The sequence below is a fragment of the Paenibacillus sp. 1781tsa1 genome, from assembly GCF_024159265.1.
Taxonomy (GTDB): domain Bacteria; phylum Bacillota; class Bacilli; order Paenibacillales; family Paenibacillaceae; genus Paenibacillus.
In genome coordinates, this window is sequence record NZ_JAMYWY010000001.1 from 1238655 (window position 1) to 1265261 (window position 26607).

22 protein-coding genes are annotated in these 26607 nt (G+C 47.9%); 14 read left to right on the forward strand and 8 right to left on the reverse strand.

Annotated elements, in window-relative coordinates; genetic code table 11:
• Window positions 1-507 precede the first annotated feature (507 nt).
• Window positions 508-2196: a methyl-accepting chemotaxis protein gene (locus NKT06_RS05440; RefSeq protein ID WP_253430980.1), complete on the forward strand. Its 1689-nt coding sequence runs from the start codon at window positions 508-510 to the stop codon at window positions 2194-2196.
• A gap of 34 nt (window positions 2197-2230) precedes the next feature.
• Window positions 2231-2875: a Vat family streptogramin A O-acetyltransferase gene (locus NKT06_RS05445; protein WP_253430983.1), complete on the forward strand. Its 645-nt coding sequence runs from the start codon at window positions 2231-2233 to the stop codon at window positions 2873-2875.
• Window positions 2876-3170: 295 nt separating this feature from the next.
• Here NKT06_RS05445 and NKT06_RS05450 read toward each other — a convergent pair whose 3' ends face one another.
• Together NKT06_RS05450 and NKT06_RS05455 are read right to left on the reverse strand one after the other, a co-directional pair.
• Window positions 3171-3443 carry an HU family DNA-binding protein gene (locus tag NKT06_RS05450; protein WP_169480336.1) on the reverse strand — a complete coding sequence of 91 codons (273 nt, stop codon included), beginning with the start codon at window positions 3441-3443 and terminating at the stop codon, window positions 3171-3173.
• A 100-nt stretch (window positions 3444-3543) separates the two neighbouring features.
• On the reverse strand, window positions 3544-3744 hold the full coding sequence (locus NKT06_RS05455) for a cold-shock protein (RefSeq protein WP_017690333.1): 201 nt from the start codon (window positions 3742-3744) through the stop codon (window positions 3544-3546).
• 168 nt (window positions 3745-3912) lie between these two features.
• On the opposite strand from NKT06_RS05455, the gene NKT06_RS05460 reads away from it, so the two are divergent.
• The 7 genes from NKT06_RS05460 to mglC all read left to right on the forward strand — a co-directional run bounded on the left by NKT06_RS05460 (window position 3913) and on the right by mglC (window position 13704).
• Window positions 3913-4803 (forward strand): tyrosine-type recombinase/integrase, encoded by an 891-nt coding sequence (locus NKT06_RS05460; RefSeq protein WP_253431003.1) that lies wholly within the window; start codon window positions 3913-3915, stop codon window positions 4801-4803.
• Window positions 4804-5152: 349 nt separating this feature from the next.
• A complete protein-coding gene (locus NKT06_RS05465) occupies window positions 5153-6892 on the forward strand; it encodes a response regulator transcription factor (RefSeq protein ID WP_253431007.1) in 1740 nt (579 codons plus the stop codon).
• Between the two features lie 26 nt (window positions 6893-6918).
• Complete coding sequence (locus NKT06_RS05470) at window positions 6919-8712, forward strand: cache domain-containing sensor histidine kinase (protein ID WP_253442401.1); 1794 nt, start codon at window positions 6919-6921, stop codon at window positions 8710-8712.
• Complete coding sequence (locus NKT06_RS05475) at window positions 8693-9865, forward strand: substrate-binding domain-containing protein (RefSeq protein WP_253431010.1); 1173 nt, start codon at window positions 8693-8695, stop codon at window positions 9863-9865. The genes NKT06_RS05470 and NKT06_RS05475 overlap by 20 nt, the downstream gene beginning before the upstream one ends.
• Window positions 9866-10027: 162 nt before the next feature.
• Window positions 10028-11089: a galactose ABC transporter substrate-binding protein gene (locus tag NKT06_RS05480; RefSeq protein ID WP_036672480.1), complete on the forward strand. Its 1062-nt coding sequence runs from the start codon at window positions 10028-10030 to the stop codon at window positions 11087-11089.
• A 74-nt stretch (window positions 11090-11163) separates the two neighbouring features.
• Complete coding sequence (locus NKT06_RS05485; RefSeq protein ID WP_253431013.1) at window positions 11164-12669, forward strand: sugar ABC transporter ATP-binding protein; 1506 nt, start codon at window positions 11164-11166, stop codon at window positions 12667-12669.
• 15 nt (window positions 12670-12684) lie between these two features.
• Entirely contained in the window at window positions 12685-13704 is a 1020-nt protein-coding gene (gene mglC / locus NKT06_RS05490; RefSeq protein ID WP_222215963.1) for a galactose/methyl galactoside ABC transporter permease MglC, read from the forward strand.
• A 278-nt stretch (window positions 13705-13982) separates the two neighbouring features.
• Here mglC and NKT06_RS05495 read toward each other — a convergent pair whose 3' ends face one another.
• On the reverse strand, window positions 13983-14318 hold the full coding sequence (locus NKT06_RS05495; RefSeq protein ID WP_253431016.1) for a hypothetical protein: 336 nt from the start codon (window positions 14316-14318) through the stop codon (window positions 13983-13985).
• Window positions 14319-14576: 258 nt separating this feature from the next.
• Here NKT06_RS05495 and NKT06_RS05500 point away from each other — a divergent pair, with 258 nt between their 5' ends.
• Window positions 14577-16148, forward strand: coding sequence for an ATP-binding protein (locus tag NKT06_RS05500; RefSeq protein ID WP_253431019.1), 1572 nt, complete (start codon window positions 14577-14579; stop codon window positions 16146-16148).
• Window positions 16149-16913: 765 nt separating this feature from the next.
• Here the strand turns inward: NKT06_RS05500 and NKT06_RS05505 are convergent.
• The 3 genes from NKT06_RS05505 to NKT06_RS05515 form a co-directional block, all read right to left on the reverse strand.
• A complete protein-coding gene (locus tag NKT06_RS05505) occupies window positions 16914-18746 on the reverse strand; it encodes an ABC transporter ATP-binding protein (protein WP_253431022.1) in 1833 nt (610 codons plus the stop codon).
• The gene (locus NKT06_RS05510; RefSeq protein WP_253431024.1) at window positions 18739-20526 is read right to left on the reverse strand and encodes an ABC transporter ATP-binding protein; all 1788 of its coding nucleotides are present in this window, start codon (window positions 20524-20526) and stop codon (window positions 18739-18741) included. Before NKT06_RS05510 ends, NKT06_RS05505 begins: the two co-directional genes overlap by 8 nt.
• A gap of 103 nt (window positions 20527-20629) precedes the next feature.
• On the reverse strand, window positions 20630-21064 hold the full coding sequence (locus NKT06_RS05515) for a MarR family winged helix-turn-helix transcriptional regulator (RefSeq protein ID WP_253431026.1): 435 nt from the start codon (window positions 21062-21064) through the stop codon (window positions 20630-20632).
• A gap of 214 nt (window positions 21065-21278) precedes the next feature.
• Between NKT06_RS05515 and NKT06_RS05520 the strand changes: the two genes are divergently transcribed.
• The 4 genes from NKT06_RS05520 (at window position 21279) to NKT06_RS05535 (ending at window position 24444) form a co-directional block, all read left to right on the forward strand.
• On the forward strand, window positions 21279-22217 hold the full coding sequence (locus NKT06_RS05520; protein ID WP_253431029.1) for an NUDIX domain-containing protein: 939 nt from the start codon (window positions 21279-21281) through the stop codon (window positions 22215-22217).
• 91 nt (window positions 22218-22308) lie between these two features.
• Entirely contained in the window at window positions 22309-22794 is a 486-nt protein-coding gene (locus NKT06_RS05525) for a riboflavin biosynthesis intermediates N-glycosidase (RefSeq protein WP_253431031.1), read from the forward strand.
• Window positions 22795-22906: 112 nt separating this feature from the next.
• On the forward strand, window positions 22907-23779 hold the full coding sequence (locus NKT06_RS05530) for a TIGR02452 family protein (RefSeq protein WP_253442402.1): 873 nt from the start codon (window positions 22907-22909) through the stop codon (window positions 23777-23779).
• A gap of 242 nt (window positions 23780-24021) precedes the next feature.
• Complete coding sequence (locus NKT06_RS05535) at window positions 24022-24444, forward strand: macro domain-containing protein (protein ID WP_253431034.1); 423 nt, start codon at window positions 24022-24024, stop codon at window positions 24442-24444.
• A 131-nt stretch (window positions 24445-24575) separates the two neighbouring features.
• Here the strand turns inward: NKT06_RS05535 and NKT06_RS05540 are convergent, their stop codons facing one another.
• Together NKT06_RS05540 and NKT06_RS05545 are read right to left on the reverse strand one after the other, a co-directional pair.
• A complete protein-coding gene (locus NKT06_RS05540) occupies window positions 24576-25523 on the reverse strand; it encodes an iron-hydroxamate ABC transporter substrate-binding protein (protein ID WP_253431037.1) in 948 nt (315 codons plus the stop codon).
• A 66-nt stretch (window positions 25524-25589) separates the two neighbouring features.
• Window positions 25590-26606 carry a FecCD family ABC transporter permease gene (locus NKT06_RS05545; protein WP_253431040.1) on the reverse strand — a complete coding sequence of 339 codons (1017 nt, stop codon included), beginning with the start codon at window positions 26604-26606 and terminating at the stop codon, window positions 25590-25592.
• Between the last annotated feature and the right edge of the window lies 1 nt (window position 26607).

Genomic DNA, 26607 nt, shown 5'->3' on the forward strand with positions numbered 1-26607 from the left:
TTACACCTAAACGGAGAGTGCAGAACCAATTTGAAGAAGCGTAGCGTTCGCCTTTATCACCGGATTTTCCCCTTAAACAAAGGGAATGATGAAAATCTGGGGATAAGAGCGATCGGAAAATGGTACTGCAATCGGAGTGATAAGGTGTAACATTTATAGTTCAACTTATGTAGCCTGATGGCCTACTTTTTGTTGTGAATCATTGATTTAAGATTCATTAAAGGTTCGTCCTCTAGCATGGTTACATCTCGTGCCCATCCGCTTCATCTTATCCAATTTATCGTTCCAGATTGATATTTAATTTCCAACCAGCAGATCATTCTCACATAATTACGGAGAAAGCGGAAAAACTTTGATTTTAATTTTTGATAACTGTGACAAATGTCACTGAAATTTTATAAATATTGTGAACACTCCTACCGATAAGACTATAGTGATATTCGAAAAGGAATCGAAATTGGCTTGAATATCCCCACAATTACATAGGGAAAAGGGTGGCTCACACACATGCGAAGCATGAGCATCGGTACCAAAATCAGTTTGATCGTTATCAGTATATTTATCGTCTTCTCCTCAGCTGTGGCGGTAAGTGTAATCATGGAGATGAGACAGGGGATTACGACATTCGCTACAGAGAAGGCGAAGCGAGATTTGGAGATGGCGAATCATATCATTACATATAAGTATCCAGGAGATTGGGCCATCAAAGACGGTCAGTTATTCAAGGGAGATACTGCATTGGAAGGCAACTTTGAACTGGTGGATGAGATTGGACAAGCATCCGGGGACACGGTAACGATCTTCCGAGGTGACGAACGTGTTGCAACAAATGTTATGGTGGATGGGAAGCGTGCTGTTGGCACGAAGGTATCGGAAGAGGTTGCCCAGACCGTTTTGCAGCAAGGGGAAAAATACTTCGGTGAAGCCGTGGTTGTGGGTCAGAAATATCAAACGGCCTATGAACCCATCAAGAATGCATCTGGGGAGATTATCGGCATTTTCTATGTTGGTGCTTCTCAATCATTAATTGATGTGATTATCTCCTCGTTCCTCAAGACATTCCTGATCGTATTCCTGCTCGCAATGTTGGTCGCAATTACCCTGATCCTGTGGTACGTTCGCAGGGTGAGAGTAAGGATCGAACGGGTATCCGTGGCAATTAAGCGGGCGGGCACAGGTGATTTTACACAGCCTGTAGTCGATAACGTCAAAGATGAAATTGGCATGCTGGGCACGGGATACAATGAGATGAGAAGCAATCTGCAGATGATCATTCAGGGTGGACTTCAAGCTGCGGAGAAAGCAGAGCATTCGACCGGGCTGCTCCTGAAGATTGCGGATCAAACAGCCAAAGAATCGGCGCAGATTGCATCCTCTGTTGAACAAGTCGCACAGGGAGCCGAGCGTCAGACGGTCAGTACGGAAGAAAATTTGCAGGCGATGGAAGAAGTCGCTATAGGCGTACAACGCATGGCAGACAAGGCTTCCAGCATTTCCGAGTCGGCACTGTATTCACGTAAACAGGCAGAAACCGGAGGTGAAGCGGTGCAACTTACCGTTCAGCAGATGTCTACGATTGAATCCTCTGTTATCAGAACGGATGAAGTTATTCGTCTGCTGGAAGGGAAGTCGGCACAGATTAGCCAGATGGTTTCCACCATTCATGAGATTGCAAATCAGACGAATCTGCTCGCCCTCAATGCATCCATTGAAGCGGCAAGAGCCGGGGAACATGGTCGGGGATTCGCTGTAGTATCTACCGAGGTACGTAAACTTGCTGAACAAGCAGGCGATTCTTCAGATCGTATTGAACAACTGGTCGAAGCCATGGAACAAGATATGAAGCAATCCCTTTCGGCGATGTCGAGAGTGAAAGACGACGTGCAGGAAGGGTTGCGCTTGACCCGGGAAACGGAACAAAACTTTAGTCTGATCCGGGATACGAACCTTCATATGGCTACCGAGATTGAAGACATGGCGGCAACGAGTGAAGAGATGTCCGCAGGCGTGGAGCAGATTGTGGCTTCCGTACATGAGATCGCTCGCCATGCACAGACGGCCAGTAACCATTCACAACAGGCAGCGGGTTCAGTGCACGAACAGCTTAAGTCGGTAGAGCAGATCAAAGCATCTGCGGCTATCTTGTCCGATGTATCCTCAGAGCTGCAGACCTCACTTAGTCCTTTTAAGATTTAAATTTGTTACAATAAGGAAAAGGAGGGACTACAATATGGCTCCTGATAAAACAAAACTTTTCCCAAATGAGAATATCCGCAGCGTATGTTACATTCAAAACCTGCCGCCACGTTCCAATGTGGACATCGGTGATTATACGTATTATAGCGATAACACCAATCCGCCAGAGCAATTCTATGACCGGATACAACATCATTATGACTTTATTGGTGATCGCCTGGTTATTGGCAAGTTCTGTGCAATTGCGGAAGGTGTGACATTCATTATGAATGGCGCGAATCATCGGATGGAGGGCATGACGACGTATCCTTTTAACATTTTCGGTGGAGGATGGGAGCGCGTGACACCTACACTCGAGCAGCTTCCATATAAGGGTGATACGATACTGGGGAACGATGTATGGCTTGGACAGAATGTGACGATCATGCCTGGTATCACGATTGGAGACGGGGCAATCGTTGCCTCCAATTCAACCGTTGTGAAGGACATTGAACCCTATACCATTGTTGGTGGTAATCCAGCCAAGACTGTTAAAAAGCGTTTTGATGAAGAAACGATTGCACTGCTGCTGGAACTAAAGTGGTGGGATCAGGATGAAGAATGGCTGGATACGCATTTGGATCGTCTGGTCTCTACATATGATCTAGAGATATTACGCGGACTTTTGAACAGCAAGTAGGGCAGTAGGAAGTGTATTTAACCAAAGCAAATCAGGCCCTGGACCGTTTTGAGCGGATCAGGGCCTCTTGTTGTCCAAGATGAAATGTTAGTTTAGCGGGTGGGTGGTCGTAGGGTACAATCAGACTTTACTGATGGGGGCTTTAAATGAGTATGAGCTTCTGCATGATCCGTGTTTGTCTGTTTGCCTGAATAAAAGTTAATGATATCATCAACGGTAGTAAACACGACATTTAAATCCATATTATCATTGTGTGTTTGAATAAAAACCTCTTTTCAATGGGTTGTTGCGTTGTTTAATTTAAAGCTTCTTTCATGCTTAAACCTGCTGTGAATACAGGAACTTTACCTGCAGGTAGTTGAATTTCTTTGCCTGTTCTCCGACTTCTTCCCGTTCTTGCCTCACGCTTCTGTACTTCAAATTTCCCGAATCCAACCAGTTGAACTTCTTTACCTTCTTTGAGAGCTTCAAGAATTGAGTCCAGTACAACGGTTACCGCTTTTTCAGCATTCTTCTTGGAGAAACCGCCAGCCTTAGCTACTTCTGTGATCAATTGTTCTTTATCCATGGGGAATACCTCGCTTTCATTGTTGGGGTGTGAAATTCTTTGCTGTACAACCTATGAGTAAATAAAAAGCTGCCTTATTAATAAGGCAGCTTTCATATAATTAAAGTTTAGTAACGTTCTCAGCTTGTGGTCCACGGTTACCTTGAGTTACTTCAAATTGAACGCGTTGTCCCTCGTCCAATGATTTGTAACCTTCACCTTGAATTGCACTGAAATGAACGAATACGTCTGTTCCTTCTTCAGTTTCGATAAAGCCGAATCCTTTATCCGCGTTGAACCATTTCACTGTACCTGTTTGCATGTGATTCCTCCAAAAAATAAGTTTTTAGCCGATCATTATGACGAGTATAATTAAAAATTGACACTCACCTGGTGCATTTAAACCACAGACTTGATGTCCGCTAATGTATCGATTAATATTATAATACCATGTCCGCTAATATAAGTCAAGATTTGGAGGTAATTTCTAATGAATCAGTCATCAGGGATTTCGGTGCAGCGGGAACCGACGATAGAAGAATTCATTCATATGCTTGCCAATGAGGATGAATTGCATCCCAAAACCGTGAAGGAATATGCAAGTGATCTGAAGCACTTTATCGAATGGTACAAGGAAAGCACCCTGCTCGGGGAAAAGGTTACATTGCGAATTGAAGACATAGATACATCTACTTTAGTCAATTATCGTGAAGATTCACACAAGGTTATGTTATTGAAGCCTGCCACCATTAACCGGAGGCTGATTACGCTGAAGCGTTTTTTCAAATGGGCTGTCCTGGAATCCAGACTCAATCATGACCCTTCCAAAGCATTAAAATTCATTCCGGAAGACAAAGTTAGTCCACGCCGAATGACTTCCGAAGAAGAAGAGGCGTTCCTCGCGGCAGTGGAGTACGGCAACTCCCTTCGTGATCAGACCATCCTGACCCTTATGTTTCACACAGGCTTGCGAACGATGGAGGTATGCAATCTTACGCCTCATGATATCGAACTTGGTAGACGAAGTGGTTACCTGACAGTGAGAGCCGATAAACGCAACCGGCAGCGTAAAATCCCTTTGAATATGCAGTGTATTGTATTGTTGAATCAGTATTTATCTGATCATGCTACCGAACGTGCTTACCTTTTTCCTTCGGAGAAGACAAACGATCGTTTAACAGAGAGAGCACTGCGCCATCTGATAAAAAAAGTAATGATTGCAGCAGGGCTGGAAGGACTGAGTTCACACGACCTGCGTCATCGTTTTGGCTACGCCATGGCAGAGCATACGCCACTGCACCGTTTGGCGGAGATGATGGGACACACCAATCCAGATACGACAATGATTTATGTGAAAGCATTAAGTACGAATCAGCGGTGAAAACAAGAAAAAGGATCAAAATGATAGTTAGAATTAAAACTCCTCTTATTAGAAGCTCTTCGAAATTCCCGTGTTTGTATTACTTTAACCTACCCTTAGCATTCATATACTATCCTTCATATTTCACTTAGGCACTGCCCGACAGGGTTGCCTTACCCTCTAATAAAGAAAGCGATTACATATTCCTGATAATATTGTATATTATGATGGCACCCTCGGGACTGATTAACATGAGCCCTTAGCTTTTGGCATAAACTCGGTGAGCAATAAGAAATCCAATGATTCACAATATCACACATATATCAGTTGTTAGGGCATACGGCCCATCATAAAAAGGAGGAATCCGAACGTGTACCGGGTACTGCTGGTGGATGATGAAGAAGATGTGCGCGAAGGACTTGTTGTAGAGGTCGATTGGGAAGCGCTCGATCTGCGGATTGTCGGTTTGGCTGAGAATGGGCGGGAAGCATTGGAGATGGCGGAGCGGGTGGAGCCGGATATTGTGGTGACCGATATCAGCATGCCCTTCATGAATGGTTTGGAACTCGCGCAAAGATTGAGGAAGCGAAATCCACTTGTGAAGGTAGTCATTTTGACTGGATATGATGAATTTGATTATGCGAGGCAAGCCATCTCGTTAAGTGTGGATGAATATCTATTGAAGCCGTTCTCGGCAGGACATCTCACCGAACTGCTCACAAGACTGCGCGCCCAGATGGCGGCTGAAGTGGCCGAGCGTGAAGATGTACAGCAACTGCGTGAGCACTATCATACCAGCTTGCCGTTATTGCAGGCAGATCTGATGGCGACCTTGCTCCATCGGCAGAAATCCTCGACATATATTCATAGTAAAGCTAAACAATGCGGATTGGATCTGACGGGAAAACGCTATGGGGTGTCCGTATTGACACTGCACATGGAAGGAGATGTGCAAAAGGAGAAACCTGAGGGAGCATTCAACGAGCCTCCGCAGCGACATAACCTAACAACATCTGAGGAAGCGGATCAGTATCAGTCTGAGGTATCCGTTCCCGGAAGCTCATTGCGTCAATCGGAAGATGCTGAACTGAAACGCTTTGCGGCACTTAACATTGCGGCAGAGGTCTGGGCGGAACACGGGGCTGGTCATGCCTTTATGCATCAGGAGACGATTGTCCTGCTCTATGTGGATCGCTCGGGCGGTATAGATGGAGCGAAGCGGCAACAGAAGGCTTTGGAAAATGTGATGCGAAGCATCAATCACTACTTACGTATCCCCGCTACGGTGGGATCTGGTCAGATTGTGGATACACTTGCGGAGGTGAATCAGGCCTATGAAGATGCCCTGTTGGCATTGGATTATCGGCTTGTGCCCGGAACGGATTCTATCATATATATCGCGGATGTAGAGCGACAGACTGCGGGCAAGCTGCGGTTCGACGAGTTGAAGCAGCAGACGCTGACACGTTGCCTAAAGGCGGGTACACAAGTGGAGCTGGAGGAAGCACTTGCGATCATTTTCCGGGAAATTACAGTGGAACATGGGCGAAGTGATATTCAGCTCTATCTAATTGAAGTATTAACAACAGTATGGAAGGCAGCACAGGCATCAGGAGAAGAGATGGAAGACATCTTTGGTGCAGGGTTCCAGTTGTATGCGGATTTGTTCCGATTGCCGGGTCTTACTGAGGCACAGAAGAAGGTACAGGAGGTCTGTCTACTCGTACAACATCGCATTGCGAGCGGACGGCAGCATGTATACAAGGATATTGTCGAGCAGGCGTTAGTTTTTACCAAAGAGCATTATGCCGACCCGGACCTGTCCATTCAGAAGGTGTGCGGGCATTTGCATATCAGCTCCGGTTATTTTTGCGGCATTTTCAAAAAAGAAGTGCAACTTACCTTCCTGCAATACCTGATGCAGATCCGAATGGAGGCAGCGCGTGAACTGCTTCGCTCGACAGAGCTGAAGTCGTTTGAGATTGCGGAGCAAGTTGGCTTTGCTGAACCCAATTACTTCAGTTTTTGTTTCAAAAAACATATTGGCGTCTCGCCCAAAGAATATCGTAAACAGGCTTCCCAGGCAGCAAGTGAAGGTTCACTCCGATGAGATCTTTTGCCGGATGGGTGAAATCCATGGGAGTTCATGCGCGCACTCGTCTACGTTCGTCCAGGGTCAGCAGTATCCGGTTTATTATTACGTGGTCTTTCTCCGTCTTCATCGTTCTGGTGCTGACCATCATGGCAATGCTTCTGCATGACAAATTCACGCAGGCTGCCGAGCGAAGTGCGGAACTGACGACGAGACAGATTGTGGATCAGGTCAGTTATAACCTGGAGGATTACGTGCGCAGTATGTCTCATCTGTACCGTGCCATTGAGGAACATATGCTGCGTGACGGGACATGGGAAGGGGAACTGGTGGACAAACAGCTCGACACACTGCTCAGCAGTCGTGAAGATATCATCTCGATTACTCTGCTCGATTCCACGGGGAAATTGCTCAAGAACCGACCTACAGCTGAACTAAAACCGAGTGCCCATGTGACACAGCAAGGGTGGTTTCAGTCTGCGCTTCGTGTGCCGGATCACCTGAGTTTCTCGTTACCTCATATTCAGAACATGTACACAGGCCCATATAAATGGGTCGTTTCCATGAGCAAAGGCATAACGATACGGAAAAATGGTCAGGATCGACAGGTTATCTTGCTGGTCGATATCAATTTCAAACAGATGGATGAACTGAGCCGTCGGGTCAGTCTGGGGCAACGGGGATACGTCTATATCATTGATGAGAGCGCGGGCAATATCGTGTACCATCCGCAGCAGCAATTGATGTATATGGGACTCAAAAGCGAGAATATCGAACAGGCTTTGGTGGCTTCCGGCAGTTATGAAGATGAGGCAGATGGACAGAAAAGGCTGAATACCGTAAAGTCCGTTGCCAATATCGGGTGGAAAATCGTCGGTGTTGCCTATTTGGATGAGATTATGACAACGCGCCAGGAGGTCAATGGATATCTCATTCGTGTATTGATCGTTGTGCTGGTGCTGGTCATTCTCGTATCGCTGTTTCTTTCCTCCAGTCTGACTCGTCCGATCCGGCGAATGGAACGTAAGATGAAGGCTGTGGAACGCGGGGATTTCAACGTGGAGTTGCCTACGACTGGGCCGCTTGAAGTGGAACGTCTATCCCGTCGCTTCAACCTGATGGTCAACAAAATCCGAACCCTGATGGATGAGATCATCCATGAACAGGAACAGAAGCGTCGTCTGGAGCTGGAAGCCTTGCAGGCGCAGATCAACCCGCATTTTTTGTATAATACGCTGAATTCCGTGGTGCGCATGGTAGGCATGAGCCGCAATGAGGAAGTGATCACGATGATCACGTCTCTTTCGCGCCTGTTCCGCATCAGTCTCAGTCAAGGTAAAACGATTATCACGATCAGGGAAGAGCTGGAGCATGCGCAGCATTATTTGACGATTCAACAGATGAGATTCAAGCGCAAATTCAACTTTAACATCAAGGCAGATGAGACGCTCCTGGAATGCCTGACATTAAAGCTGGTGCTTCAACCCCTGATTGAGAACGCCATTGTACATGGCATCGAGTACCACATGGACGAAGGAAGTATTGAGGTCGATGTTTATCGGGAGCACAACAAGCTGGTGTTTCGGATTACAGATAATGGGGTTGGTATGACGGAAGAACAGATGTCGGGATTATTAAGTGGCCGTCCTGTGGTCAAAAGCGGTGCAGGCTCAGGCGTAGCGGTACGCAATGTACATGACCGAATCCGGCTTTATTATGGGGAGGGCTACGGTCTTGAGTTTGCAAGTGAGCTGGAAGAAGGCACCACGGTCTGGGTTCGGATCCCCATTCAATCGCAGCAGAAGGAGGGCGAGCCTGATGACAGACAACCAATTTAATAGGAACGATACCTATGAAGGTAAAGGATTGAGTGTACGTACATTTTGGAAAAAAATTGCTGCAAACTTCCCTGGAATTCGGAAACATCGGTTATTAACTCTGACAGTTGCAAGCTTCTGTCTGCTTATAAGCAGTGCCTGTGGCCTTTCGAGTCCGGAGGCTAGGGTATTACCATCACGTATTGCGCTGATTACACCAGCTGGAACTGGCGAACTTGCGGAAGCCATCCGGCTTGGTGCCGAAGCGGCTGCCAAAGAGAGTGGGGCAGAGCTGATGACCGTGGAAGCATACCCTTCCGATGGTCATGTGTACACGCCTACCATTCCGGATTCCGTGGGTAGTCAGATGAAGGTCAAACAGGCAAATCCGAACAGCCAAACGTTGTCTCGCAGTGTGCGAGAGCAGGCACAGGTGGATGCCGCCGCATTGGCTCTGAAGCAGGGTGCATCGGCTCTAATGGTTGATCCCCTGAGTGAGAAGGCACTTAGCGATATCATTCAGGAGGCACAGACATCGAATTCCGATGGAATCATCGTTCCTGTCATTGTGCTTAACGATGAATTTCCCGTGAAAGGCATAACCAGTATCATCTCCATGGATAATGTCGAGGCAGGCAGACAGGCGGGTCAGGCCATGGCAGAGCTGTTGGAAGGGCGAGGGCGTGTTGCTTTATTGGGTCCAGATCCCGTTAATTCCGGTCTGATTCAGAGAGAGCAGGGGGTTATGGAAGTCCTGGTGCAGTATCCTAATATTCAAGTGGAAACCAAATCGATATGTAATACACGGGATGGATGTTGGCAGACTGCGAAGCAATTGCTGGATCAGCAGAAGTTGGATGGCTTCATTACTCTTCAGGAACCGGCTTCTCTGGGAGCAGCCGATGAACTGAATCGACGCAAATCGGCGGACAAGGTAAGGATTGTTGGATTCGGCAGTGAACAACAGCAACTGGAGCAATTGCAAGAAGGGGTCTTTGATCATCTTATCGTTCAGAATGGATATAGCGCAGGTTATCTGGGATTGAATCAAGCCGTTGCGCGGCTGAACAATCAACAGGTGCAAGCGAGAGTTCTACTTGAGACGAAGCTGGTTAGTACAGACAATATGTTCTGGATGGATAACCAGAAGCTGTTGTTTCCTTTTGTACAATGAACGCATGCTGGAACGAATGGTGGATGAAGAAATTAAGCCGTTTTTTAACTTGAGGAAGATTTCGATAGAACAGGTGAAGATATTGTATTCGAATTTAATGTAAACCCTTTCATAATAAAGATATCGGTGAAGCCGAATGAACTTGGGGGAGGTCATTAGGATATGAAGAAAACATGGATGACACTGTTGATTACAGCATGTATGGTTGTGGCGGCGGGGTGTAGCAGCGGTGGAGACAGCGCGGGTGGAAGTACGGGAACAGATACAGGAGGCCAAACAGCAGCCGGTACGGAAACGCCCAAGATTGGTGTCGCTATCTACAAATTCGATGATACTTTCATGACGGGTGTGCGTAATGCGATGACCGCAGCAGCGGAAGGCATTGCGACTCTGGATATCGTGGATAGCCAGAATGCACAGCCAACCCAGAACGAAAAGGTTGATCTGTTTGTGTCCAAGAAATACAATGCCATGGCCGTGAATCCGGTGGACCGGACGGCGGCAGGTGTCATCATTGACAAGGCCAAGGCAGCGAACATTCCAGTGGTATTCCTTAACCGTGAGCCCGTAGCTGAAGATATGAACAAGTGGGATAAGGTGTACTACGTAGGAGCAAAAGCAGAGGAGTCCGGTACGATCTCTGGACAGCTGATTGTGGATTACTGGAAAGCACATCCGGAAGCAGACAAAAACGGCGATGGCAAGCTGCAATACGTCATGCTGAAAGGGGAACCGGGTCACCAGGATGCAGAGCTTCGGACCAAATATTCGGTTCAGGCGATCCAGGATGCCGGTATTGAAGTGGAAGCGCTGGCGGAAGACACGGCGATGTGGGACCGCGTGAAGGGGCAGGAGAAAATGCAGGCGTTCCTGGCATCCCATGGCGACAAGATTGAAGCCGTTCTCGCAAACAATGATGACATGGCCCTGGGAGCCATTGAGGCATTGAAAGCAGCCGGTTACTTCAAGGATGGCAAATCGATGCCGGTTGTAGGTGTGGATGCAACAGCTCCAGCCATTCAGGCTCTACAGGATGGAACGATGCTAGGCACGGTGCTCAATGATGCCAAGAATCAGGGTGCAGCTACGGTGGCACTGGCTTCCGTACTAGCCAAAGGTGAAACTCCAACGAAGGAAAATACCAAATACGATATTACCGATGGTAAATACGTCTGGATTGCATACAAAAAGATTACCAAAGACAACATTGCCGACGCCCAATAACAGCACGAGACAGGGACGTCCGACATTCGGGTAGCGTCCCTTTTTTGCCGGTCATATGGAAGGGAGGAACCAAGATGGAGTCACCTTACTTGCTGGAGATGAATGGAGTTTCGAAAGCATTTCCAGGTGTGCAGGCACTAAGTCAGGTCACATTGAAAGTGAAGCCGGGAACGGTTCACGCCTTGATGGGAGAGAATGGAGCGGGCAAATCCACACTTATGAAATGTCTGTTCGGCATGTATCACCCGGATGAAGGAACGATACGCATCGAAGGAAAGGATGTAGATATTCCGAATTCCAAAGCGGCACTTCAGCAAGGCATATCCATGATTCATCAGGAGCTGAATCCGGTCCCGCATCGTCCGGTGATGGAGAATATCTGGCTGGGTCGTTTTCCAATGAGGGGAATACTGGTGGACGAGAAACGGATGTATACCGATACACTGGCTCTGTTCAAGGACTTGAACCTGGATATTGATCCGAAGGCTCAAGCTGGAACACTATCTGTTTCCAAGATTCAATCGATGGAAATCGCCAAGGCGGTCTCGTTCAATTCCAAAGTTATTGTCATGGATGAACCCACCTCCTCCCTGACGGGCAAGGAAGTGGATCAGCTCTTCGCCATTATTAATGAACTGCGCAGTCGCGGCGTGTCCATAATCTACATTTCCCACAAGATGGAGGAGATCCTGACGATCTCGGATGAAGTGACGATCATGCGTGATGGCTTCGTTGTCGGGACTTGGGATGCTGCGGATTTAACGACCGATCTGATTATTACGCGCATGGTGGGTCGTGATCTGGATGAACGTTTCCCGGAACGCACCAACGTACCTGGTAAAGTGATATTAAAGGCCGAGGGTCTGACATCCAACCAGTCCAAATCATTTCGTGATGTATCCTTTGAGCTGCGAAAAGGTGAAGTGCTCGGCATTGGTGGCCTCGTTGGAGCACAGCGGACAGAACTGATGGAGTCCTTGTTCGGGCTACGCGGACTCGCTTCAGGTACGATTTCGATTCATGGGCACAAGGTGAAGATTAACTCCCCCGCAGCAGCGAAGCGTCATAATATTGCGTTGCTCACGGAAGAACGAAGAGTTACAGGGATATTCCCAGTATTGTCGGTGTATGAGAACACGATCATTGCCAGTCTGGGGCGCTACCAAAATCGCGTGGGCTTGCTGGATGAGAAAAAGGGACGGGAAGAAGCACGGGAACAGACGCAGAAGTTCAGAACCAAAACGCCTTCAGTTAACACGCTGATTCGAAACCTGTCTGGCGGTAATCAACAGAAAGTTCTGCTGGCCCGCTGGTTGCTGACCGATCCGGAGATTCTGTTGCTGGATGAACCAACACGTGGAATCGATGTAGGGGCCAAGTTCGAGATTTACACCATTATTACGGAACTGGCTCGTCAGGGCAAAAGCATTATCATGATTAGTTCGGAGATGCCCGAACTGCTCGGTATGTCGGATCGCATTATGGTGATGAGCGAAGGGCGTTTAACCGGAATCGTGGACGGAGCCGAGGCAACAGAGCAGGATATTATGAGGCTGGCCGCGCAGCAGCGGATGGCTTAGTCAGGAGGGAAACAGATGAACACACAGATGATCAATCAAGTGAAAAATTATGTAACACAACGCGCCATCTTTATCGTATTGATTCTGCTCATCATTGGTATAGCTATTGCCGATCCGAATTTTCTTGCCTTCTCTACACTGCGGGACATCTTACAGCAATCCTCCACACGGGCCATTATTGCACTCGGTGCAGCCTTTATCCTCGTCACGGGTGGGGTCGATCTGTCCGCTGGAAGGGTGGTCGGGCTGACGGCTGTTGTATCGGCTTCGATGCTGCAAATTGATGAGTATGCGAACCGCTTCTTCCCTGATCTGCCCCACTTATGGGTGGGTCTGCCGATCCTTGTCGGGATTACTGCGGGTTTATTTGTGGGATTGGTCAATGGACTTATTGTAGCCAAATTACATGTGCCTCCTTTTATTGCAACGCTGGGTACAATGGTTGCCGTGTATGGACTGAACTCCATTTATTTCGATACGGAACCCAATCAGTCACAGCCGATCGGAGGATTGAGACCCGATTTTACCGTCATTGGCTCTGGATACATTGATCTGGGCGGGGGTTATTCCATCCCGTATATTGTCCTGATTGCTATTGCGGTGGCCTTAATCTGCTGGGTGATCTTTAACAAAACACGTCTCGGCAAAAACATGTATGCCATCGGTGGCAACATTCAGGCAGCGCATGTATCCGGAATTCATGTAGCACGCAATCTGGTTGCGCTGTATGCCATTGCGGGTGCGTTGTATGGCCTGGGTGGTGTGCTTGAGGCAGCCCGAACGGGTGGAGCAACAAACAATTACGGTAATATGTATGAGTTGGATGCGATTGCCGCATGTGTGGTAGGCGGCGTATCGACAGCGGGTGGTATTGGAACGGTACCTGGAGTTATGGCGGGTGTGCTGATCTTCGGGGTCATTAACTACGGTCTGACATTTATCGGTGTAAGTCCGTATTGGCAGTTGATTATCAAAGGATTGATCATTGTTGCTGCGGTGGCTTTTGACATCCGTAAGTATATGGCGAAAAAATAAGATGAGCCTCAAGAGGTTACACCAGTCACTCTGATGACAGAACAACCTTCTGATCGCTGTTATCCCCGGATTTTTTGATTCCCTTCTAAAGAAGTGAAAATCCGGGGATAAAGGCGAGGTGTATGCTTCCGATGTAGCTTTCTTTCAGAAAGCTTTTAGCTCCGCTTCTTCAGGTTATTTCTGTCCTCTACGTTATCGTGTAAACAATTTGTTCATCTTATATGGAAAAAGCAGCAAAGAAGCCAGCCCTCGTAATATAGAGAGCTGGCTTTAAGTGTTTAACCATTGACCATCCAATCGATAACGGGGATAAATGGCCCTATCATGCACAAAAGCAACATAAATCCGGCGACGTTATAAGATAGCCGGGTACCGAAATGCGCACGATATTTTTTGGCGATCAGGAAGGCTGGAATCCAGAAGAGGGCTGCTACTACAAATGGAATGTGAAGTCCTTGAGTTCCATTGCTATAAATAGGCATGTTTATTAAGTTGAAAAGGTAATGACTGATCATAAAATTGGCTTTGCCCCATGGAAAGTTAAAGGCAAGGCCCATCGTCAGTACGAGCAGAGACAGCGTCCCGAAGCCCAGTGGTTTGCGTTGTGTTGTCATGTGATATCCTCCATAACCAAGAATTTAACCTAAATTAATCCATTAATGTATTGTAACACAATAATGACCATACGTAGAGGAATTGTTTCACTTTTGACGATTACAATTACATCATATGTCCTATTGCCTTCATAACTTATACATTCATGCGAATTTGACCAGCCTCCATTAATCGACAACATCAGCTAATCATAATCGATATAATACATGTACATAAGTTGTTTGATGTGAGTTTTATGTCAAAGGGGGCGAGGCTATTTGCTAAGTTACACGATGAAAATGGTAATTTTCCCACTGGGCTGTTTGCTTGTCATTCTGTCCTCTTATGTTCTAAGGCTCACCCCTCATTTGGCAATCATGTTGCTTTCGGGGATTTTATTGGTAGCAAGTATTTATGGGGAGAGAAGATATCCTGTACTGCGAAAGTTCCAATGGATTTTTCTTGGAATATTCCATTATTTCAGTGAGCTGAACTGGTGCAACATGTTGTATTATATGCTCATCCTTTCCATGATCCAGGGTAAACAGCGTGTAGCGCAGACCTTGCCCATTTCACTGCTGTTTATGTTGGAATATACGTTGATTCGCCTTTCCTATGTGCCTATAGATGCGTACACATTGCTGGTATCCCTGTTTGATTTGTTAACCTCGGTTGTCATCATATTTTTATATCATACTTTGATTAACAGTGAGACCGAGAAGCGCAGACTTCGGGAAAAAAATCGGTTCCTCACCCTCCATGATCCGCTTACCGGACTGCTGAATTACGAAGGTTACATGGAGGTGCTAAATAAGACAGTAGAAGAACAACGCTCTTTTTTGCTTATCCTTTTGAACGTTAATAACTTTAGCGGTTTTAAAAAAGCTTCAGAAGATCCTTGGTGTACGGTAATCACAGGTACAGGCCAGATGATTAGCAATCATTTCTCCGAGGCCTATGGCATATCCCGGTATGCAGGAGACCGATTTGCGGTCGTTTTGCCGGAGATACAGGATGTGGAAGAACGAATGTCGTCTTTGCTATCCGTTCAGCTGCAAGGACTCCAGGTAAGCTACAGTATCTCTCTGTACCCGGAAATGTCGGATTCGTTGCAGCACTTTATGACGGTGGCAGAGGATAGACTGCTTCAACAACAGCGCAGCAAATGGCTGAAAAATGAAGAAGAAGTATTTCGTTCCGAAAGACTAAGGGCCGTAGGTGAACTGGCCGCGGGAATGGCTCATGAAATTCGAAACCCGCTTACCGCAATTCGGGGATTCCTGCAGCTGTCACGTGGACAAGCGTTTAATATAGCGCCATGGTATGAAGTGATTATGGGTGAGGTGACGAGAGTGACCGATCTGACGGCTGAATTTTTACAGTTTTCCAAACCACATGCCAATCACATGAAGCCGGAACAATTGGGCCACTGCCTTGAGCGGGTGATGTCTTTGACCGAGTCAGATGCGGCATCCCGTGGGCATCGAATTACGCTTGAAATGACTAATGAACCAGTCGTGATCAACATGGATCGGGATAAGATTGTGCAGGTATTGATTAATCTGATTCGTAACGCTTTTGAAGCGATGACAGACCCCGGTGAGGTTCATATGGATCTGTTGCAGGACGGAGACGCCGTACTCATCTCCATTACAGATACAGGTAGCGGCATTCCGGAAAATTCGCTATCCACAATCTTTAACCCCTTTTATACAACCAAAGAAGAAGGTACGGGACTGGGGCTTGCACTCTGCCAGAAAATCGTTCAAGATCACAATGGTAAAATTACCGTCCATAGCGAAATGGGGGTTGGTTCCACCTTCACGCTTCATCTGCCCATGGAGCTGTAACGCGTATTACAGACTCAGGGGCAGCAGCAAAATAGTCATTAATCAAAACAAAAAAACGCCGCATGGGTCCTGAAGAAACCCGTGCGGCGTTTAGTATTTCGATTAAACTAACGTGCAGAATCCACATCGATTCAGTTTATTTCAGCTATCTAGGAGTGTGAATCAAAATAAAGCAAGCGATATGATGCTGGATGTCAGCGTCTAAAAAGTCTGAAGTTTAAGCCAGCTGACCCGGGCGAAGGGGGAGTCGATTTTCTAAGGAACAGAGGACGTCTTATTTGGCCCTTAGGTCCTTACTTTAATTTGTAAGAAACTTCAGAAACGTTATTTCCTAAAAAAACATGAAAAAAACGCTGAAAACGGCTGTTTACTCGGATATAACGTGGCTCTGGTTCCTTAGATTTCTGAAGGAGCTTCAAAAGCTTGAATAAGACGCCTCAGATTCGTTAGAGCTCGCCCCATACTCTGCTCAACTGCGAGCAGGAAGATTCCTCCGGCCCGCCCCAAGCGGGAAGACTCCTCCGGTCCGCCCCAAGCGGGAAAATTCCTCCGGCCCATACCAAGCGGGAGATTCCTCCAATCCCGTTTGGTGCGAAGTGGAGTTTTTCATGTGGAATGGAGAAAATCCGCTCTCGTAGCGTATTAATCGCTTGTTCGCATACAAAGGAAATGACCTCGCACATTCAGCGTTCAGGATACAGCGAACTTGCATGCTCCGAACGGGCTAAGATCCGCTTGGGCATGCAGTAGCTTCGCAGACACGTTTTAGTTCGACTTATTCAACTGTCCCTGATGTAACTGATAGTAGAATCCTTGTTGCTGCATCAGCTCATCATGGCTTCCCCGTTCGGCGATCTGTCCATCATCAATGACGAGAATCTGATCCGCTTCACGAATCGTGCTCAGTCTGTGGGCGATGACAAAGCTGGTACGATCTTTCATTAATGTGCGCATCGCTTCCTGGATCTGCATCTCTGTACGCGTATCGATGCTGCTCGTTGCCTCATCCAGAATAAGAATGGCCGGATCAGCCAGAATTGCCCGGGCAATGGTCAACAACTGTCGTTGTCCCTGGCTCAGATTGCTTCCCCCGGAAATGATGGGGGTGTCGTAGCCCTGCGACAGTTTGCGGATGAATGAGTGTGCATTCGCAAGCATAGCTGCTTGCCTGATCTGTTCATCGGTTGCGTCCGGCTTGCCATAGGCGAGATTGTCGCGAATGGTACCCGAGAACAGGTAGGCATCCTGAAGTACAATGCCGAGTTGCCGACGGAGTTGATCCTTCTCCAGTTCTGAGATGTCACATCCATCGATGGTAATCCGTCCGCCTGTAATCTCGTAGAAACGGGGTAACAGATTGATAATGGTCGTTTTGCCTGCACCGGTGGGTCCAACAAGTGCAATCATCTCGCCAGGTTTTGCAGTAAAACTGACCTTCTTCAGAATGTCTCGCTCCGCACTGTACCCGAAGGACACATCCTCAAATACAACTTTACCTTGAATCTGATCCAGTTGTTTCTTCTGTTCCTCCACATATTCGCCAGGCGTATCCATGATGTGAAACACACGTTCAGCACCAGCAATTGCAGCCTGAATCAGATTGTACTGATTGGCCAGATCGTTCAGCGGCCGCTCAATCTGGCGGGAGTATGCGAGAAAACTGACGATTAGTCCGATGGATGTCAGATTATGATAAGCCATCCATCCACCTACAGAAGCCAGTATGGCAAAACCAATATTGTTCATCACGTTCATCGTAGGTCCAACCAAACCCGAAACAGTCTGGGCCTGGGTGCTGGATGTGCGAAGTTTCTCGTTCAGGTTCTTGAAATGTTGATGTGCCTGATCCTGACGGTTATAAGCCGCTACGACTTTCTGTCCAGCAATGGTTTCCTGAGCAAACCCGTTAAGCTCACCAAGTAATTTCTGCTGAGCGGTGAAGTGTTTGCGTGTTCTTGACGCGATTAGGCGAGTGGCGATGGTAATCAAGGGTACGGTCACCAGACTGAGCAGGGTAAGCCGAACATCGAGTGCAAACATAATGGACAAAGAGCCAACGAGCAGGATGGCGCTGGACATCAATTGGGTTACGCTTTGATTCAGCGTTGTAGATACGTTATCGATATCATTGGTGGCCCGGCTCATCAGATCCCCGCTTTGATTTTTATCAAAAAAGCTAACAGGCAGCTCTTGCAGTCGGGAGAACAACGCATGACGCAGATCTTTAACGGTCAGTTGGGACACACCAATCATGACATAGGATTGAGCCCACATCAGGAGTGAGCCAAGGACATAAACACTCAGCAAGAGGAGACATTCTTTCAGCAAACCCGCTGTTACTTTGGGAACGATATGTTCGTTAACGGCGCGGCCGAGAAGGTAAGGTCCTGCCAGATTGAGCAGTGTTCCAAGAGCCGTCAGCACTAATGCAGCAATGACTCCTTTGCGATGACGTCCCATGTATGACCATACCCGGATTAGGGCGTGGCGAGCATTTTTGGCTCTGACTTTGGGAACAGGTCCTCTGCCCGCAGGTCCGGGTCTTCCGATGGGAGGCACGACCGTTTGTTGTATGGAGGAAGAGGCAGGTTTAGCCAAATTGAACATCCTCCTTCCGTTGCTGCGAATAATAGATCGATTGGTAGTGAGATGAATGAGCCATAAGATCATCATGTGTGCCCCTGGCAACGATCTGTCCTTCATCGATAACATATATACAGTCTGCATCCTTCACGGAGGAGATCCGCTGTGCAATCAAAAAGCTGGTGCTGTCTTTCATTAAGGACTGTAAAGCCTTCTGAATACTTGCTTCTGTACGCAGATCCACAGCACTGGTGCTATCATCCAGAATCAGCACTTCCGGTCGCATGAGCAGGGCACGTGCAATGGATATACGTTGTTTCTGCCCACCGGACAGATTGACCCCGCGCTGGCCCAGTTCCGTGTCATACCCGTCTTTCAGTTTCATAATAAAATCATCCGCAGCCGCAGCCTGTGCCGCAGCACGCAATTCAGCATCCGTTGCACCGGGTCGGCCGAAGCATATGTTATCCCGGATGCTGCCGCTGAACAGAATGGATTCCTGGAGCACAATGGACACACGGCTGCGAAGATCCTGAAGATCCCAGTTGCGTACGTTCACTCCATTCACGAGCACTTCACCCTGCGAAGCATCATACAGACGGGGAATCAGCTGCACCAGCGATGTTTTGCCTGAACCTGTGGAACCGATCAGGGCCACTTTCTCACCCGGGCGAGCGATTAGGTTAATGCCAGAGAGTGCATGGTCTCCGTCATAACGGAAAGACACGTCCCTGAACTCCACTTGACCAGCTGTGCGCGACACGACAGGAGATGGTTGGTATGATCTCTGGTGGTCACGGGTAGACGGGGGTGACTGTACATTCCTGGAGTTATCGCTTCCTGATTGAATATCCGGCTGTGTATGTAACACCTCGTTGATCCGGGCGGCAGATACCTTGGCGCGGGAGAAGCTCATCATCATCATGCCGATCGACGTGAGGGACGAGAGGACAACCGTGACATAGTTGATAAAAGCAATCAGATCTCCGGCAGCAATATCGCCTCCTACTACCTGGAAACCTCCATACCACAGTACCGCTACAATGGTAGCGTTGAGCATTAAGCTGAGCACGGGTGCATTCAGCGTTACAATACGCCAGGCTTTGACAGCGGTTGTCGTGTAATCTTCGTTGGATTGCTTGAACCGCTTTTTCTCCAGACGTGCACGTGCAAACGCCTTGACGACACGGATACCGGCAAGATTCTCCTGAAGGACAGCGTTGACCTGATCAAGCTTGCTCTGAACACTGGCGAACAGCGGATAGGATGCTTTTATCAGGATAAATAAAATAATAAACAGTACCGGTACAGTCAGAATAAGAATGAGTGCCAGCTTCACACTGATCGTAAACGCCATGATGATACTACCGATGATCAGCATTGGTGAACGGATAAACATCCGCAGCAGCATCTGCACAAAGGTCTGCATCTGGGTAATATCACTAGTCAGACGAGTGATCAGAGATCCTTCCTGAAACGTATCCAGATTACGGAAGGAGAAGGTCTGAATATGGTCAAACAGTTCCTGGCGCAGATCCGTGCCGTATCCCACCGCAGCTTTACTTGAATAGAGTGTACAGCCTGCGCCGCCAACCCAGCCGATTAACGCAACAAGCAGCATGATCAGACCTGTAGTTACGATATGGGACAGATTCCCTGCAAGTACACCATCATCCACGATGCTGGACATCAGTTTGGGCTGGAGCAGGTCCATGGTTACCTCAAGTACCATGAGCAGTGGGGCGATGATTGCCGCTGACTTATACGGCGTCAAGAATCGTTTTAACGTCCACAATAGGAAATCACCTCAGTTTTAATTGCATAAGTGAATCAATTTCATCATACCTTTAGCTGCTTCAAGCCAGTTGTTGTTAGCGATGTCGAAAGTTTACATCACCTCAGGATTCACGCAGGTTTTGGAGCATACGCTGTGCAAGTAGAGACATGATCCGGGATTCTTCCGGTGTAAAATCTTTCTGAGCCTGTTGTTCCAACTCCTGAATCACGATCCTCAATTCTTGTAGCGCGGAGCGCCCCTGATCGGTCAGGTATACCCGCAGACTTCGCAGATCCTTCGGGTCTGCTTCGCGTCTCACATAACCGGATGTTTCCATGCGCTTGAGCATGACGGTTACTGTTGCGGGGCTCCGCTGAAGTTGTTCGGCCAGATTTTTCTGGGATTGGCCATCCTCCCGTTCAAGCTGGAACAGCAAAGGGGGCTGCCCCGGGTATAACTCGGGATGGTTTACAAGTTTCTCATGAACCTTGTAACGTTTCAGTTTCACGAGCTCGGATAGCTGTCCCATTAACCGCTCATTGTGGACTGGGTTCATATCATCCGCTCCATTCATATCCTTTAGACTTTTTGAACACACCATTTAGTTAGTCGACTAACTAAATTTTAAGTTTGATTTGACATATCGTCAAGTGAATACAGATCATTTATTTTGGATTGGAAATATTGACCTGAGATAAAACGATGTGATAAATTGATATTATCTAATTGTTAATAACAAAACGTTAATAACAGAATGGGGTTTATATCGTATGACTAACGAAGGTTCCTCTGGAGGAAATGCTCCCGATTACCAGGAGCATCAGGATCAGGCACATCTCAGTGAACAACAGTTTCTGCAAACGTATAATGCGGGTGATTACGAACGTCCTTCCGTCACCGTGGACATGTTGGTATTTACGATCCGCAGTGAAGCTCAGGAGAACTATCGCAAGCTCGCGGAACCCGAACTCCAGCTACTGCTGATCCGGCGAGGCGGTCATCCCTATCTGGGACAGTGGGCGTTACCGGGCGGATTTGTCTCCATGCAGGAATCATTGGAAGATGCTGCTCGGCGGGAATTGTTAACGGAGACGGGGCTGGATGATATTTATCTGGAGCAACTGTACACCTGGGGAGATGTGGAGCGAGATCCGCGTACACGGGTCATCAGCTGTTCCTATATGGCGCTGGTGGATAGCAGCGAGCTGGAGCTTCAGGCCGGTGATGATGCCAGTGAGGCCAATTGGTTTCGTGTGGAGCAGCGTCTTCTGGAAGAGAAGCGCCATATCCATGAGCGTGGACGTGTGACAGAACGCAGGCTGCAATTGATTTTGACCAATGGAACAGAAGAGTTGTCGGCCATTGTTGAGACGAAAGAAACGATAGAAGGAAAAGTGCGGAGCCATCATGTGACGTTGGGTGAGGTTCAGGGGATTGCATTTGATCATGCCAAAATCATTCATTATGCACTTGAGCGTCTGCGGTCCAAGATCGAGTATACGGATATTGCATTTAATCTGATGCCAGAGACGTTCACATTGACTGCGCTTCAGAAAGTACATGAGATCATCAGTGGCAAAAAGCTGCTGGCTGCTGCTTTCCGGCGCAAAATCGCCGATTGGGTCATTGAGACGGGAGACTATGCGAGCAGTGCCGGTCATCGACCATCACGTTTATACAGATTGAACCCAGAGAGGCATACACCGTAGAAACGGTAAGAATCAAAGAACATGTACGAAGTGATTCAGGCCAGGGGCCCGATCACTGCATACATGAGGAGCAAGTAAAGAGGGGATATGGATGGAAAAGTTTACGTTTTTCTGGCGGACTGCATCGCCGTTCTCACAGTGGCACCCGGCGGATTTTACCGTGAACGGGGTTCGCTACACGAGTGCGGAGCAATACATGATGCACCAGAAAGCACTGCTGTTTGGGGATCAGACCATCGCAGACAAGATTCTGAAGGCAAGCTCTGCTTCGGTACAAAAAAAGCTGGGCAGACAGGTCGCAGGTTTCGACCAGACGTTATGGGAAGCTGAGTGCCAGCGCATCGTTTACGAGGGGAATTGGGCTAAATTTACACAAAATGAAGAACTGTTAACCGCGCTGCGTGCCACTCGTGGAACGACCCTTGTGGAAGCAAGTCCGGATGATCGCATCTGGGGTGTGGGACTGGCGGAGGAAGACCCGCGTATTCGCAATAGAAGAACATGGCGAGGAACCAACTGGCTGGGTGAGATTCTGACCCGTCTAAGAGAAGATATAGGAAGTGATTCAGATGAGTGACCAACAACAGGATAAAAATAATACCAGCAATAACAAAAATAGCAGTGGGCGTTATAACAACAATAATAAACTCGGTAGATCAACTGGGAATGCCGGCTCCAATTCACGTTCCATGCGGGCTAATATCGCACAGCAGACGTTGGCTATTTTGGATGAAGGGCATTACGTAAATGGGTATGATCGCAAGGTTGGGATCGGTACCGATGTGCAGCAAGCCATCCGAAATTCGGTGTTGTACCGTCCAGCAGCATTGTCCGCGCTCAGAGAAAAGCTTCGTACAGAAGCTCACGTTGGAATTCAACCCGCGGCCCCATCCGCTGGAGTTGAGGCTTCACCGGGTCGTATTGAAGTTACTGGCGAGACTACACTTGGAGCCGCTTCACGTTTGGCGGTAGCTGAAGGAAGAGAAGATGTGGTCTGTCTAAACTTTGCATCGGCGAAAAATCCTGGCGGTGGCTTTCTTGGCGGAAGTCAGGCACAGGAAGAGAGTCTGGCCCGAGCGACAGGACTATACCCGTGCATCGCCCAGATGGATGAAATGTACGAGTACAATCGCAAACAGCGATCGGCTCTCTATTCGGATTATATGATCTATTCGCCGGATGTTCCAGTGATCCGTGATGATGAAGACCGTCTGCTGGACAAATATTATGTATCCTCATTCATTACTGCGCCAGCGGTAAATGCGGGTGTGGTGAAAGAGCGTGGAGAAGCGGATGATCTACAGATTGAGTCGGTGATGAAGGGACGCATTCGTTATATTCTGGACGTGGCTGCTTCCAACGGTCACCGCACGATTGTTCTGGGTGCGTACGGTTGCGGCGTATTCCGTAACGAACCGGCAGTGGTGGCGAAGTATTTTCATGATGTGTTAGTGGGAGAGGCTTATAAGGACGCCTTTGAACGAATTGTATTTGCTGTATATGATCGATCAGCAGGTCAGAGAACATTAAAGGCGTTTCAACGTTTTTTGGCAGAGGCTTAAATTAAAAAGGGATCTACATATGTTGAACTATTGTTTTGCACGATAACGGAGAGGACAGAAAAAACCTGAAAAAGCGAAGCGTTCGCCTAAAAGCTTTCTAAAGAAAGCTACATCGGAAGCAGATGCTTTCCCCGGATTTTCTCCTTTGGAAAAGGGAATCGAAAAATCTGGGGATAACAGCGATTGGAAGGTTGTTCTGTCATCGTAGTGTCAGTGTAAATAAGTTAAAGGAGAGAGATGGCATGCAGTTTCATGAGAGACAACAGGATTTATTTGAACTGGGGGATGAATACTCGCTTGCGCACTGCATATCAGCTGATGCAAGGATGGGCAAGGGCATTGCGGTACAGTTCCGCGAGCGATTCGGTTTGGAAAATCTTCAAGAGCAGGCCAATCAAGAGCCGCTTGAGATTGGACGATGTTATCCGGTAGGACGGACGCTCAATCTGGTCACCAAGGCAAAGTTCTCCAATAAGCCAACGTACCAATCGTTGACGAATGCGGTAGAATCCATGCGGGACGTATGTGTGGTGGAAGGTATTACGAAACTGGCGATGCCCCGGATTGGATGCGGGTTGGACAGACTGAAGTGGGAGAAGGTCAGTCCAATTATCCAGGCAACTTTTGCTGATACGGATGTTGAGATTGTTGTCTGTACAGTGTGAGTACGCAGAGTGGAAGAGGATGAAATGCAGCTTGGTGGCAGATCCAAAGCACAAAAACCTCAGCTTTGAGGGGATAGAGCGTAAGTATGATTCATACGAACGCTGTTCCGCTTTCAAAGTGAGGTTTTTTGTTATTTTTTGGAGAACATTTCTTTGGCTTCATCCATGGCCATTTTATTACCGATAGATGAGTAATCCAGCCAAGGTTGTGCACCAATCGGGTAGACATGACCGGCTTTGACTGCCTTCAGACCTTGCCAGATCGGATTGTTTTGCAGCTCCTTAAACATGGTTTGGGCTTCATCATCCGAATTCACAACCACAAAGATCGCATCTGCATCATAGTCCGGCAAGATTTCACGGGAGACGACTTGATACGGTTTAGTCGAATCGATATCTGTGATGCCTTTGGCAGGCGTCAGACCGAGATCCTCATACAAAATGGGACCCATGGGACGGCGTGTACTGAACACACGTAATTCTTTGGCAGTAACACGGATTGCCATCACTGTACCATCACCAATCGTGTCATGAATCAGAGATTTCACTTCTTCTGTTTCGGTCGCGTAGTCCTGAATGTATTGCTCGGCTTCCTTCTCGCGATTCACGAGTTTGCCAATGTCTTTCAGATGATCACGCCATGTACCGTCATCCAGATTGAAGACATGCACTGGAGCAATTTTTTCGAATTTGGCAATATCATCACCGGAGAATTCTTCGTCCAGATAGATCACATCGGGTTTCAGGGCAAGCAAAGCTTCCATATCCGGGTCTTTAACCGGACCAAGTGGCGTTGTATTTTGAAGGCGATCAGCAACATGGGACAGGAAGCCTTTGGCTTCGCCACCGATAACAGAACCAACCGGCGTAATTCCGAGAGACAGCAGATCATTGGTCAGATGGATCGACATGGAGGCAATACGTGGCTCTCCTGAACTTGCACTGTTGTCCTGATTCTTGGTTGAAGTATCCGTGGATGAACCACTAGAAGCAGATGATGAATTATTGGCCGTTCCACAGGCAGCGAGCACAAGCACCAGACAGATACTCATGACAAGCATAAGGTTTTTCTTTAACATGGGTAGTCACATTCTCCTTGAACATCTCTTGGATGTCTTTATTGTTTTATTTTTTGAAAAAAAAGATCACTTGCTTCGTACTAAAAGGTACAAAAAGTAAGGTGCACCAATCGCAGCAACAACCACGCCTGCCGGAATGGCATTAGGCTGAAAAATAGTGCGACCGATCGTGTCGGCGGTCACCAGAATAACCATACCGATGAGCCCGGCAGCAGGGATCAGATGCCGATGCATCGGACCGACAAGTCTACGCGCCAGATGCGGCGCTGCCAGACCGATAAAGCCAATGCCACCAGCCATCGATACACTAACGGCAGACAAGGCTACGGAACAGAGCAGCAAAATAACACGCTGGGATCGAACAGGCGTCCCAATGCTGGTTGCGGCAGCATCTCCAAGATTGAAGGCATCGAGCGTTTTGGATCGACTCCAAATGTACGAGATACATAGCACCACCCAAGGAAGCAACGCTTGCACATGAATCCAGTCCCGGCCCCAGACGCTTCCTGCCAGCCAGCGAGCGGCAAAGGAATAGGTGTCTTCATCCAGACGCAGGGATAGGTAGAGGGTCAACGCATGGAACCCGGCCGCTACCGCGATTCCCACCAGAATCAGCTTAATAGGTGATACGCCGTTATGGCGATCATAAGATAACAGCATGATGATCAGGGCTGCGGCAACACTGCCTGCAAAAGCAAACAACGGGATCAGCAAGGCCACAGAGCCATCCATCGTAAAGGAGAGACTAACAAACACCATTAGTCCAAATGCTGCCCCTGCATGCAATCCCAATATGCCTGGGTCCGCCAATGGATTGCGGGTGATCCCTTGCAAGGCTGCTCCGGCAATACCAAGTCCTGCTCCGGCCAGTACCGTGACCAGGATGCGAGGCAGTCGGTAATCAAACAGTACAATCTGATCATCCGAACTGCCATGACCAAACAAGGTCTGTAACACAGCCGCTGGGGAGAGGCGAATGGTCCCCGTGTTCAGGCTGATCACAATAACGGCAATGGCGATGCAGATCAGCGTGATACTGACGACTATCGAACGTGTACCTCGTGAAGGTGTATTGAAATTCATC